At 59.5% G+C, this 12,424-nt stretch carries 12 protein-coding genes and 2 pseudogenes; 6 read left to right on the top strand and 8 right to left on the bottom strand.

All coding sequences use genetic code 11. The annotated features are described in order from the left end of the window. Positions 1 to 133: 133 nt before the first annotated feature. Both ACE10X_RS30585 and ACE10X_RS30580 read left to right on the top strand, forming a co-directional pair. Positions 134 to 535, top strand: a complete 402-nt coding sequence (locus tag ACE10X_RS30585; RefSeq protein WP_375763303.1) for a hypothetical protein — start codon at positions 134 to 136, stop codon at positions 533 to 535. Between the two features lie 623 nt (positions 536 to 1,158). Next, positions 1,159 to 1,731: a Crp/Fnr family transcriptional regulator gene (locus ACE10X_RS30580; RefSeq protein ID WP_244435741.1), complete on the top strand. Its 573-nt coding sequence runs from the start codon at positions 1,159 to 1,161 to the stop codon at positions 1,729 to 1,731. A gap of 400 nt (positions 1,732 to 2,131) precedes the next feature. Here the strand turns inward: ACE10X_RS30580 and ACE10X_RS30575 are convergent, their stop codons facing one another. The 4 genes from ACE10X_RS30575 to ACE10X_RS30560 form a co-directional block, all read right to left on the bottom strand. Further along, complete coding sequence (locus tag ACE10X_RS30575; protein WP_157787902.1) at positions 2,132 to 2,308, bottom strand: hypothetical protein; 177 nt, start codon at positions 2,306 to 2,308, stop codon at positions 2,132 to 2,134. Between the two features lie 60 nt (positions 2,309 to 2,368). Further along, positions 2,369 to 2,638, bottom strand: coding sequence for a hypothetical protein (locus tag ACE10X_RS30570; RefSeq protein ID WP_038383583.1), 270 nt, complete (start codon positions 2,636 to 2,638; stop codon positions 2,369 to 2,371). A 562-nt stretch (positions 2,639 to 3,200) separates the two neighbouring features. Next, positions 3,201 to 3,479, bottom strand: coding sequence for a hypothetical protein (locus ACE10X_RS30565; RefSeq protein WP_051002883.1), 279 nt, complete (start codon positions 3,477 to 3,479; stop codon positions 3,201 to 3,203). A gap of 100 nt (positions 3,480 to 3,579) precedes the next feature. Next, positions 3,580 to 3,936: a hypothetical protein gene (locus tag ACE10X_RS30560; protein WP_051002884.1), complete on the bottom strand. Its 357-nt coding sequence runs from the start codon at positions 3,934 to 3,936 to the stop codon at positions 3,580 to 3,582. A 241-nt stretch (positions 3,937 to 4,177) separates the two neighbouring features. On the opposite strand from ACE10X_RS30560, the gene ACE10X_RS30555 reads away from it, so the two are divergent. Both ACE10X_RS30555 and ACE10X_RS30550 read left to right on the top strand, forming a co-directional pair. After that, the gene (locus ACE10X_RS30555; protein WP_375763302.1) at positions 4,178 to 5,617 is read left to right on the top strand and encodes an IS1182 family transposase; all 1,440 of its coding nucleotides are present in this window, start codon (positions 4,178 to 4,180) and stop codon (positions 5,615 to 5,617) included. A 242-nt stretch (positions 5,618 to 5,859) separates the two neighbouring features. Next, positions 5,860 to 6,885, top strand: coding sequence for a methyltransferase (locus ACE10X_RS30550; protein ID WP_038383585.1), 1,026 nt, complete (start codon positions 5,860 to 5,862; stop codon positions 6,883 to 6,885). A gap of 285 nt (positions 6,886 to 7,170) precedes the next feature. Here ACE10X_RS30550 and ACE10X_RS30545 read toward each other — a convergent pair. Then, positions 7,171 to 7,521: pseudogene (locus ACE10X_RS30545) on the bottom strand (molybdopterin cofactor-binding domain-containing protein); the annotation flags it as partial. Positions 7,522 to 7,598: 77 nt separating this feature from the next. Continuing rightward, a pseudogene (istA, locus tag ACE10X_RS30540) lies at positions 7,599 to 8,584 on the bottom strand (IS21 family transposase); the annotation flags it as partial. Between the two features lie 107 nt (positions 8,585 to 8,691). Here istA and ACE10X_RS30535 point away from each other — a divergent pair. Next, a complete protein-coding gene (locus ACE10X_RS30535) occupies positions 8,692 to 8,928 on the top strand; it encodes a response regulator (RefSeq protein ID WP_051002885.1) in 237 nt (78 codons plus the stop codon). A gap of 40 nt (positions 8,929 to 8,968) precedes the next feature. Next, a complete protein-coding gene (locus ACE10X_RS30530) occupies positions 8,969 to 9,106 on the top strand; it encodes a hypothetical protein (protein ID WP_244435742.1) in 138 nt (45 codons plus the stop codon). A gap of 74 nt (positions 9,107 to 9,180) precedes the next feature. Here the strand turns inward: ACE10X_RS30530 and ACE10X_RS30525 are convergent, their stop codons facing one another. Both ACE10X_RS30525 and ACE10X_RS30520 read right to left on the bottom strand, forming a co-directional pair. Further along, positions 9,181 to 10,887 (bottom strand): response regulator, encoded by a 1,707-nt coding sequence (locus ACE10X_RS30525; protein WP_038383587.1) that lies wholly within the window; start codon positions 10,885 to 10,887, stop codon positions 9,181 to 9,183. After that, the gene (locus ACE10X_RS30520) at positions 10,884 to 12,383 is read right to left on the bottom strand and encodes an ATPase domain-containing protein (protein WP_038383588.1); all 1,500 of its coding nucleotides are present in this window, start codon (positions 12,381 to 12,383) and stop codon (positions 10,884 to 10,886) included. The genes ACE10X_RS30525 and ACE10X_RS30520 overlap by 4 nt, the downstream gene beginning before the upstream one ends. Between the last annotated feature and the right edge of the window lie 41 nt (positions 12,384 to 12,424).

Raw genomic sequence — 12,424 nt, 5'->3', positions numbered from 1 at the left:
CCATCGGCTCGAGGGCGCTGACACCCAAGCGGCCAAAGCGCGCAGCACTTCTCCGGCCGATCACCCGACGCATCCGGCAATACAGGAGGCGGTACGGTCGGCAGGTCGTGTATTGGCTAGAGCTGGTTACGAAGTGGACGAGGTCGCTCCTCCCAAGCCGAAGGATGTGGCGGACCTTTGGCATCGGCTGGCCGCAACAGATATCCTGGCTCGTGTGGCCCCGTACGTCACGCAATGTGGTGATGCAGATGCCATACGTTCCCTGGAGCTGCTACGTAGTTGCCTTCCTGCGACAACCCCAACCGACACGCTCCAGGCGCTCGAGGACCGGATCGGATTGCTGCGCGAGTGGCAGCTATTCCTGGCCGACTGGCCGATTGCTGTCATGCCAGTCTCGGCACAGCCTCCTTTCAGGCTCGACGAGGACATTCGCGACCTCGATTCCATGCGGAAGCTCATCGATGCTCAGGCGCCGTTGCTCGCCCCTGTCCGCGCTCGGCCTCCCGTCTGCCTCAGTGCCTACCGGACTCTGTGAGGGATTGCCGATCGGTGTCCAGGTCGTGGCAGGGCGCTTCCAGGATGAGTTATGCCTCGATGGGGCCGAGGTAATCGAGGCCCATCTGGGTCTCCGCTATGCCGTCGATGGCGCGCCGCACTGAGTGAGCATGCGGCCCGGTATGACGTGAGGCGTCGACTTCGACGGAATGCTGAACGCGACCTGCGGACAGTCGTTGTCCCCTGGGCCGGCTGGGAATCCGGCTATCCCAAACAAAATTCATAAAATGTCAAATTGCGGCGCGGCCGCCAGTACGGAATGATGTTCTGGCAACCGCCCGCTGCGCGGTCGCCGCGCTCTATCTCCTGCGGCGACGGAGCCGCCCGCGCCGTCTCCGCCCAGCGGGTCATGATCGCTGTCGCGAAGCCGCCGTGCGGCTAATGCCGCGCTTTACGCGCATGCACGTCCGCTGCGCCTCACAGCGGGTTACCCACTGACGCGTCCTGGCGCAAGAAGTAACTGTCTTATAGCAGCCCTGCCGGCGGCGGACTTCGACATTTTGGCGTCCGAGCTGAAAACGGTAGCGCTCGATCAAGACGCGGTCCTCGCGCAAGGGGGTGACCAGATCGAGCATGTCTTCTTCGTGCGGCGCCATCACGCTAATGTTCGAGATGGCGAATGGGGAGACGGTCGCAAGCGCCGTAGTCGGGCGCGAGGGGGCGGTCGGCATTCTTTCGCTGCTCGGGCCATCACCTTCGGCCGTTACAGCGACAGCAGTTGTGCGCGCGGCGGGCACCGCCGCGCGCATCCCTGCATTGCGATTTCACGCCGCTTTCACCCAGAGCCCCGCGATCCGGCACGCGGTCCAGATTCACCTCAGGGTGTTGCTGATGCAGTTTCAGGTCGCCACCGCCTGCAATGCACTGCATCTGGTCGAAGCCCGCCTGGCACGCTGGCTGCTCCATTTTCGCGACCACATCGATCACGACATGCTCCCGCTCACGCAGGAGGCGCTGTCGCAAATGCTCGGTGTGCGACGAACGACGGTGACGCTCCTGATGCGCAATCTGCGTGCGTCCGGAGGGATTAGATCTGATCGACGCGGCCTGATCGAGATCGACCGATCGCGGCTCGCGGCGATGGCGTGCGAATGTCACAGACGTTGCGTCACGAACTCGAGGAGATATTTCTCAAGTGGCACGACCCGATCGTGTGTTTTGCCCATGATGCAGTAGGTGATCCCATGTGAGCCGTCCTTTCCACGACCGCCTAGGAAAGGTCAAGCGCACGTCCCGATGAGTTACGCCATCGCGACCGCCGGTCACGCCAAGCTGCAGACCCCCGCGCTCACTGCAAAACTGCTTTCCCTCAAATCGTAGGGATGTCCGCTCAACACCCACAAGCGACAAAATAGCGACGTTCTCTAACGAACGCGATGGGCTAGGGCACGGCTGGCCTGCTGTTCGGCTAGAGGTCTTTCAACTTGGTGCCATAATCATGCCGACGAATAAGACGATTACGACGACAACCACCACCTCCGAAATCAGTGAGACAAACGTCGCCTGCAGCATTTCCACTGTGTGCGGTTTCATGGTGATCACCGATTAATGTTGAAAAATACGACGTTTACGTCAATCAGCAGTCTTCCTTTTGTCGCCGCGTCTTCGCTTCGGCTTCGGCGTACTGCACGGCAAGTGCGATCACTTCGTTTCGTGCGGTCATGCTTTTGATTTTCATGAATGCCATGAGGAGCCGGATCGATTGATAGATCGCGTCCCCATCGGTCTTTGTTTCGGTACCGCTGGCGGTCATTGCAGCCCATCGCGTTTTAAGAATGTCATGGCGCGCGCGTCATTCTGGCCTGGTCTCCTCTCAGTTGGATTGCGGCTGGTCAGGACGATTCACGCTCCGCCGCGCCTCGAACTCCCCAGCCTGGTCTCCGGTGAAAGTCATCAAGACGACTGCGCCATGCGGGCGGCCGCTCTCGCAATGGGCGAAGCGGATCGCCTCGCTGCGATTGGGGAAGGTGGCTTCGACGAAGCCGTCGATCGCGCGGACGACCCAACTGCCGTCACAGCTGCGACCGATGATGAAATTGCGGCGCATGCTGCCGATGTGCGAGGGGCTGAATTCACGGGCCATGCTTGTCTCCCGGGCTATGGATCACACTTCATCGGGGCGGCCCCCAACCGGCGGCCGTCTTTCGCTTGGGCAAAGGCTTCCCTGCTGGCGCCCTGACGCGCAAGCGCTCAGCCCGCCTCGCAAGGCAGGAAACCTATGGGCTTGGCTTCGATATTGGGTTTTGCGCGTTAGCCACGCCGTTGTGGTCCATGTGTCAGGAAGGTTGAAGTGATGGTTCTTGCTTGACCATGTCGAATTCCTCCCATCGCGCATTCTCGCTGCATTGCACAGCATCGTTGCGCTGAATTGTTATTGTCGCTTGGTTTTTATTGTCGTTCAGCTGGAGTAGTTATCCACCGATGCAAGGCGGGTACAAGCGTAAATTTGTAACTTACATTCTATTGACCAACATATAGCCTGCACGAAGCGTGGCGAGAATATGTAGTGCAATTTCGGCGTTGGAAGCATGACTGGCCGGTACGATCGTCGGGCTTCCCGGGTTCCATGAGAGGCTGTTCGCTCCAAGTTTCCCACAGGGCTATGCGCTGACTGGACCAAGCGCTTCCTCGGGTTCGCGGTCGGCTCAAACCGGAGCGTGGTGGTCGCCGCTGCCGCGCCGTTGTTCCGGTTGGTGATCGGTCATCGCCTGCTTACCACGCGCAATTCCGCGATACATGCCGGCGCCGCGCCGCTCGATTTCCGCATACGGGATTTCTTTCGGCACCAACCGCGCACGCGCCCCGGGATTGAGAAAATAGATATAACGCATCTGGTAGCCATCCAGTGGCACGCCTTGGCCTGACCATGAACCGCCGGTCTTGGCGAAATGCGCAGCGCAGTTCTTGCCGGTGACTGGCGTCATCTTGTGCGGGACGGCCGTCCGGGAGCCGCAGCAGACTCTTGTTCAACTTGAGCCCGGTCAGCACGAAGCCCGATGCGCGATAGATCGTGCCGTCACCGCACTAGCATCCATCGGCGAACGAGATCACCCACTCGACGTGCGGATACCGCTTGCGGATCATGCGCAGCGCGATCGAGAGCGCGCGGCTTTCACTGTTGCGCGGCAACGCCTCCGAGAAGGCGAGCCGGTTCAACTCGAGAAAACCGTTCCATTTCGTATCGCGCACCAGCCCGAGGATGTTCCCCTTGTCCATCGATGGGCCGAACGTCATCGCGCCTTCGAGGCGCCCGCCGATAAAGACGCCCAGCGCGAGGAACGCATTGTTGACGGTCTTGTGGCTGTAGTGCATCCGAATGATCAGCGCGTCGGCGTCCTTCTTGGCGATCGGCGCAACGCGAATCTGTTTAGCCTGTCCCATGGTTAGTCACTAAGTTTCGGAAGCGCATAATCCGAGGGCTGGGGTTCGGGAGTCGCGGCGGTACATCAACCCACAACGGCCCGTCGCGGAGGCGGCAATGCTCAGAATTCACTTCCGCTTTTGGGGGCATGGCGGATATTGCCGGCCTGGGTGGGGCTACGACCCGTCGAGAATGACCCTGGCTGTGTGAAAACGCTGCTGCTTTGCTATGATTCCCTCGTGATTCTGCGGGGGGAAGCAGATGAGGCGCTTCGTTAATCAGGCGGATCGTGGGCAGTGGACGCTATTGCCCGGGTGCCTCGATGATTTCATTGACGAGAGTAACCCTGTTCGCGTGATCGACGTGTTTGTCGATGCGCTCGATTTGGCCGAGATGAGATTTGAGGGGGTGGAGCCAGCGGCTACTGGTCGGCCATCGTACCACCCCTCGGTTCTCCTCAAGCTTTACATTTACGGCTATCTGAACCGGGTTCAGTCGAGCCGGCGGCTCGAACGAGAGGCCGGACGCAATGTCGAGGTCATGTGGCTGCTGGGTCGGCTCGCACCAGATCACAAGACGATCGCGGACTTCCGAAAGGACAATGGCCTGGCGCTGCGCAGGGTATGTGCGCGCTTCGTCGAACTCTGCCGTGAGATGGGCCTCCTCGCGACGGCGAGTGTTGCCATCGATGGCAGCAAGTTCAAAGCCGTGAACAACCGCGACAAGAACTTCACACGGGCGAAGGTGGAACGGCGGCGTGCCCAACTGGAAGAGAGCGTCTCGCGCTATCTGAGCCAACTTGACACGGCCGACCGGCAAGAGCCGACGGAGGCACTGGCCGCGAAGGCGACGAGGCTTACCGAAAAACTGACGAAGCTGAAGGAGGAAATGGGCAAGCTTGCCGCTTACGAGAAGCAGATGCTTGCTTCGGCTGACCAGCAGATCTCGCTGACCGATCCCGACAGCCGCTCGATGGCGACGAGCGGGCGCGGTTCCGGCGTCGTTGGCTACAATGTGCAGGTCGCCGTCGATACCGAGCACCATCTGATTGTGACGCATGAGGTGACGAACAGCGGCTCGGATCGGGCTCAACTGGCCAATGTGGCCAAGCAGGCGAAGGCTGTTCTAAAAACCGAGACGCTCGAGGCCGTTGCCGATCGCGGCTACTTCAGCAGCCTGGAGATCCTCGCGTGCCATGAGGCCGGCATCACCGTAACTCTGCCCAAGCCGCAGACGTCGGGTGCCAAGTCAGATGGCCGCTTCGGCAAGCAGGACTTTGTCTATTTGCCGGAGGAGGACGCCTATCGCTGTCCGGCTGGTGAGCAACTGCCGTATCGCTTTACGAACGAGGAAGATGGCAAGCGGTTAAGGCGCTACTGGACCACAGCCTGTCAAAATTGTTCGCTCAAATCGCGATGCACGACAGGGCCGGAGCGACGGATTCCACGATGGGAGCATGAGCATCTGCTCGAAGCCGTGCAGCAGCGCCTCGATGCAAACGCACAAGCCATGCGCGTGCGTCGCGAGACTGTCGAGCATCCGTTCGGCACGATGAAGGCACGCATGGGAGCGACGCACTTCCTGACCAAAACTCTCCCAAAGGTAGCCGCCGAGATGGCCCTCTCGGTCCAGGCCTATAATCTGACACGGGTCATGAACATCGTCGGGACCAAGCCGCTGATGGCCGCGATCGCTGCCTGAGACCAAACCGTCCTGGCTTCCCACCGCCCTCCAGGGGAAGGTGTTTTTACACGACCAAGACCCACAGCGGACGAACTACTGCGAAGCTCTCGATGCTCGAATTGCCGACCGCCGTAGCCCCTGGCAATTTTTTGATGGACTTTTCTCTCGTAAAAGCGCAGCGTTTTTATGGTTCAATTACGTAATTTAGTATTGGTGATACTGCTCGCTGGGGCATATCGGGGCAGTGGCGGGAGGCCCAATTGCAAGGCGAAATCACTCCAGATCACATACTGCAAATTGGCTTTGGATTCTGGCCATCCAAGACGTTACTGAGCGCCGTGGAACTGGAGCTCTTCTCGCGGCTTGCCGACGGTCCCAAAACTGGCCTTGAACTGCAAGACGCCATGGGGCTGCATCCGCGTGGGACGTATGATTTTCTTGACACCCTGGTCGCGCTCGGATTGCTGCAAAGGGATGGCGCCGGTGAAACCGGCAAATACAGCAATACCCCTTCGACCGCGCTGTTCCTGGTCAAGCAGAGTCCCCAATACATCGGCGGGATACTCGAAATGGCGAACGCGCGTCTGTATCGGTTCTGGGGCGATCTCACGCCGGCGCTGCAAACCGGAAAGCCTCAAAACGAGATCAAGGAGACAGGCAAGTCCATGTTCGACGCGCTCTATTCAGACCCGGCGCGCCTGGAGCAGTTCATGGACGCGATGAGCGGCATCTCCATGGGCAATTTCATGGCGTTCGCGGAGAAATTCGACTTTTCCAGATACAAGACCCTGGCGGATATCGGCGGCGCCACCGGGCAGCTTTCGGCCACCGTCGCGGCGCGGCATCCGCATATGCGATGCCGGACGTGCGATCTAGCCGATGTGCGGCCGATCGCCGAGCGGCGGATCAGGGAGCGCAATCTTGGCGACCGAGTCACTGCCGAAACGATCGACTTCTTTGCTGACGAGTTTCCCAAAGCAGACATCATCACGATGGGGATGATTCTTCACGACTGGAACCTCGAGAACAAGAAGATGCTGATCGCGAAGGCCTACCGCGCGTTGCCGGTCGGCGGCGCGCTGATCGCCATCGAGAACATCATCGACGATGAGCGTAGGCAAAACGATTTCGGTCTCATGATGTCGCTGAACATGCTGATCGAATTTGGCGAAGCGTTTGACTTCACCGGCGCCCAATTCACCGAGTGGTGCAAAGAGGCAGGGTTTAGCCGTTGTGAGATTATTCGCTTGGCAGGACCTGCAAGTGCAGCGGTGGCTTACAAGTAGAACATCCAACGTGAGATCTGGCGCTCCTTAGAGGCTTCTTCGCTACTCCGCCGTGCCGTGAGGAATCGTGTTATGCTGCGGCGCATACAGCTGGCCCATCGCGACCAATGCGCCCGACCACCTACTCGTCTGCTCTGAGATGCAGACCGGACCTCACCGAGGTCGGACCAAATTGTAGCGATCGACCCGAAGCTGACGTTTCACAATCCCGAGTTAGCTTTCGTTCGCTTCGATGAAGCGCAACCACATATCCAGGAGGGCGGCGCATGCCACCCTCTTGCAGCTCTAAGCGGTCAGCACGTCTTCGATCCGAATCGGCAGGGTGCGGACGCGCTTGCCGGTCGCATGAAAGACGGCGTTGGCGATCGCGGGGGCGATACCCACCAGGGCGATTTCGCCCAGACCCTTGACCCCGAGTGCATTGACGTGCGGATCCGTCTCGTCGACGAAGTGCGCCTCGAGCCGTGGAATGTCGAGATTGACGGGCATCAGGTAGTCGGCCATGTGAGCGTTGACCGGGCGGCCGTCTCGAGCATCGAGTACAGTGCGCTCCATCAGCGCCATGCCGATGCCGCCGACCATGCCGCCGGTGCATTGGCTCCGGGCAAGGCGCGGATTGACGACTCGGTCGCAGCCAGCGCAGTCGGACGACCGGTCGAAGTTCAAGCCTATGCCGATCGCATTGTGATCCGTCAGGACGGACGCATCGTTTATTTGTTATTGTCGAAGCGCACCAGGCAGGTCTTCGAGACCGATGCCGTCACCGCATGGAAGCCGTCGAAGCGGCCGGTATAGGGAACGAGTTTTGGGGCGTTCGGCTTCGAACACTTCCCATATCGTCTGATCGACCAACTCCGGATGGCGATGTGCCTTGGCGTAGGCGATGCATTTGTCGAGCAGCCAGGCGTTCAACTCTTCCAGGTTTTTGAACCGCAGCCGTGGGGTGAAGAAGCGCTCCCGGACCAGCCCGACCTGGTTCTCGACCTGGCCCTTCTCCCAGCCCGAGGCCGGCGTGCAGGCCACTGGGTCGACCAGGTAGTGGCTGCAAATCTGCAGGAAGCGGCGATTATAGAGACGCCCCTTGCCGACGAAGATCGTCTCTACGGCGGTCTTCATGTTGTCGTAGATGCCGCGGGTGCAGGTGCCTTTGAACAGGGCGAACGCCCGGTCGTGGGCGTCGAACACCATCTCCTGCGCCTCCCGCGGATAGGCCCGCACGAACAGCATGCGGCTGTGACAGAGCCGGACATGGGCGGCCTTCACCATCACCGTGGTGCCGCTCAGCAAGACCACCTCGTGGCTCCAGTCGAACTGGTAGGCTTCGCCGGGGGCAAAGCTCAGCGGGACATAAGCGGCGATTGCCCGCGTTGCTCCACCGTCTGGCGTAACGCCGCACGGCATCGTAACCGCCGTCGTAGCCGCCCCCGCGCAGCTCTTCGAAGATCCGGATCAACGTCAGCTGTTCACGAGCCGGTTTGGTCGCGTTCGCCGCCAGCAGCCTATCGAGCTCCGATGCCCACCGCCCCAGCTTTGGTCGTGGCTGCACCTGCCGCTCGTACTCGAAGGAGGTCTCTCCGGACCTCAGCACCTTCCGGACCGTGTTCCGCGACACCTTCAGGTCGCGGGCGATCTCCTTGATCGTGTTGCCCTTGATGAAGTGCTCGCGCCGAATCCGCGCAATCGTCTCCACGACCAGCATCCCCGACCACGTGCTTCATTCCAAAGCAGGCAGCGCAACAGACCAACCTACAGGGGGGCAATTTTGGACGCCGATCCCCCGGCTTAGGGGGCAATATTGCAGGCCGAATGACACCAGAAGAGACTATTGCCGAAGGGGAATCAGTAGAGACCATTCTCGTCGTCGAGGACGACGCGGATCTTCGAGCTTATGTTGCAGATGTTCTGCGTGATCTAAACTGTCGAGTGGTATCAGCAAGCAGCGCTCAGGCTGCGCTGACGATCATGTTGCAGGAAGAGCAACAGGTTGATCGGCTTTTGACTGACGTAGTGATGCCTGGAATCAACGGTCGCGAGCTGGGGTAGGCGCGCGCAGCAAATTCGACCCAACCTGCGGATATTGTACATGACCGGCTATTCCCGAAATGCGGTTGTCCACCAAGGGCAGCTCGACGAAGGTGTCGATCTTCTGGAAAAGCCAATCACGCCGGCAAAACTGGCATTGCGGGTTCGCGAAATATTGGACCGAACCAATCCTGACTGACTGAGGGCGTGGAACAGCGCGTTTAAGTACCGCGTAGCAAAAACCCAAGCCCTCAGACGCCTGGCTGCGGCAGCTCAGCAAGTATGCGAGCGCTTTGAGTCCGTATCGTTTTGGAGTTTCGCCTTGGTCGCGTTAAGCGCCGTGGCGAGTTCGTCGATGTGGTATGGCTTCGCCAAAATCCGAAGACCTTCAACTTGCGCCTCATGAACGGCGGCTTCCGAGTATCCGCTCGTCAGCAGTACCGGAATGTCACTTCGTCTTCTCTTGATCTCGCGCGCGAGCTCCATGCCATTCATGCCACCCGGCATCATGATATCGGAAAAAATTAGGTCGACGGAGCGACCGTCGGCGAGAGCGCCTAGCGCGGCTGCGGCGCTGGAGGCGCGCGTGACTTCGTAGCCAAGCTGGTCGAGCATCTCACTCACCAGGGCGGCGACCTCGTCATCATCTTCGACCAGAAGAACTCGGCCATGGTTTCTTTCCTTCGGCCGAGCCTTGTGCAAATCGATAAGATGGAGCTCTTTCGAAGGGACTTTCCGGGACCGTGGGAGGTACAACTCAACTCTCGTTCCTTTTTCAATCCCCGACTTGATACGCACGGTACCGCGCGATTGGGTCGCGAATCCATGGACTTGGGCAAGGCCGAGCCCTGAGCCTTTGCCGACGTCCTTTGTCGTGAAGAACGGCTCGAAAACCCGCGACAGAACCTCGGGCCCCATGCCGACTCCGGTGTCGACAACGGAAAGGCGAACGTAGTCTCCAGAGATCGTTTCGTCATTCAGATTGGGCAGGTTTTCCCCTTGGACGAGGATCGTGCCGCCATTGGGCATGGCGTCGCGGGCATTGACAGCCAAATTAAGGATGACGAGTTCGAGCTCACCCGGATCGACTTCTACAGGCCACAGTGACTCTGGAAAATCAAACTCAACGTGGACGTCCCCTCTCAGGCTTCGATCGAGCAGTTCGCGCATGCCGCCCATTTGCGAAGCAACGTCTACCGGCTCTGGCCGAAGTGTCTGTCGGCGAGAGAACGCGAGAAGCTGCCTGGTCAAGCTGGCGCCGCGTTGTGCGGCTTGGATCATTCCGTCCATCAAGCGGCGACGGCGGTTGGCGTCGGCCTGACGATCGAGCATATTCAGACCGCCCGAAATAACCATCAGTAGATTGTTGAAATCGTGCGCCACTCCGCCGGTCAACTGGCCGATGGCCTCAATCTTCTGCGCTTGACGAAGCGTTTCCTCGACTCGCGCTCGCTCCTCCATCTCGAGGCGAAGCTGCTCGTTCGCTTCTTCCAGAGCCTGCGTGCGTTCGACCACCAATTGTTCGAGTTGCTGCGCGGTCTGCTCGCGCGCCTGGAGCAAGGCCCGAATCTCGTATTGACGCCGACGTGCCCGCATTGCCGATTGAATGGCGCTGGTTAGCGTCATCGGTTGGACCGGCCGTTCGAGGAGCGAAACGTTACGGAGGAGAGCGACGATGCTGCGCCGCCAGGCAACCACAGCCGGCTGCTCGCGATGGCTTGTGAGCACGACGAAGGGAAGATCCGACCATGGCGGCTGGTTCTCTATCCACTGCGCCAGCTGCGCGGTGTCTTTTCCGAACAAACCTTCTTCCGCGAGGAAAACTGCGCCTACGCCAGCGGCCATCTCGACGACGAGTTCAGACAGGCTTCGGCAATTAATCGCTTGCAGACCCGAGCCACGGAAAAGCTCCGTCGCAGCCAATCCGTCACGTCCAATAGGAGCGAAGACGAGAACACAGTGATCCCGTTCAGCGCTCATTCAGCCGATCCTTCGGGCGTTGCCGTGCCGAGATAGCGCGGATTGCCGGAAAAAATACCACTAAATTCCGTGAGAGGAGGACCGAGCGTTATACCGGCGCTGGTGAGACGAAATTCACGAATGGTATGCTCATGGTGGCCACTGCGCTTCTTCACGACAGATAAGGCGCGCCGCACCGTTCCTGCTACTTCGAAATAGCGCAGCATAACCACTGCGTCGCTCAAATAGCTTATGTCGAGCGGCGTATCCATCGGACCAACCAGTCCGTGTTGCGCGAGGACCAGGATGGTCAGGACACCTTGCTGCGCCAGATAGGTCAGGAGTTCGTGCATTTGCAAGACGAGAAACCGCTCGTCCGGCATCGCTTTCAGATACCCATTCAGACTGTCGATGATGATGATACGCGCATTGTCGCTCTCGACGCTCTTCCTCACATTCGCGGCGAACTCGCCAGGCGAGAGCTCGGCCGGATCGATCTGTTGAAAACGAAGGTTTCCCGATTCGATATATCTTTCAAGCGGCAGGCCCAGAGTCTTAGCGCGAGCTTCGATCGTGCTGCGCCCTTCGTCAAACGCGAAGAACACCGCGTGCTCGCCCCGTTTAGCAGCGGCTATCGCATAGGTCAGTGCAAGGGAAGACTTACCCACCCCGGCCGCGCCGATGAGGAGTGCATTTGTGCCGCGCTCGAGGCCGCCTCCCAGAAGCTGATCGAGCTCGGAGTTGCCGCTAAGCGTAAACTCACCAAAAAAAGGCCTGTGATGTTCAGCTGCTACAAGACGCGGGAAGATTCGCACGCCGCCTTTCTCGATCGTGAAGTCGTGAAAGCCGCCGCGAAATCGGATACCGCGCATCTTGATCACGCGGAGCCGTCGCCGCTCGGCGCCATATTCCAGAGCGAGCTGCTCTAGCATAACGACACCGTGCGCTATCGAATGCAGTTGCAGGTCGTCCTGGGACGATGAAAGATCATCCAGGAGAACTACCGTGCAATTGCGGTGAGTGAAGAAATGCTTCAGAGCCAAAACCTGGCGTCTGTACCGAAGAGAATTTTGGGCAAGGAGGCGCAGTTCGGACAAGCTGTCGACGACGACGCGAGTGGGGTTCACTCGCTCGACCTCCTTGAATATTAGGTTGGTTGTTTCGCTCAGCTCCATTTCGGCGGGATGGAAGACCGTGAGTTCGCGGTCCGGATCGAGGCTCGTCTCCGGCGGAACCAGCTCGAAAATATCGACGCCCTCCAGAGACCAACCGTGCCGCTGGGCCACGACGTCCAGCTCGCGCTTGGTTTCTGAGAGGGAGATATAGAGCCCGCGTTCTCCGTCGCGCACGCCTTTGAGGAGGAACTGCAAGGCGATGGTTGTCTTGCCAGTGCCTGGCCTTCCTTCATAGAGATACATCCGGTTGGCATCAAAACCGCCGCCCAGGATGTCATCCAGGCCATCGCTGCCAGTTGAAGTTCTCGGTAGATCGTTGGGTTCACGGTCTTCAGTTGACATAGGCGATCCTAAATCCCTTTGGCCCGTCTCCACACTCCGTC

The organism is Bradyrhizobium sp. Pha-3, assembly GCF_042258325.1.
Taxonomy (GTDB): Bacteria; Pseudomonadota; Alphaproteobacteria; order Rhizobiales; family Xanthobacteraceae; genus Bradyrhizobium; species Bradyrhizobium elkanii.
The sequence above is the reverse complement of the archived record's forward strand: the minus strand, read 5'-3'. Positions and strand labels throughout refer to the sequence as shown.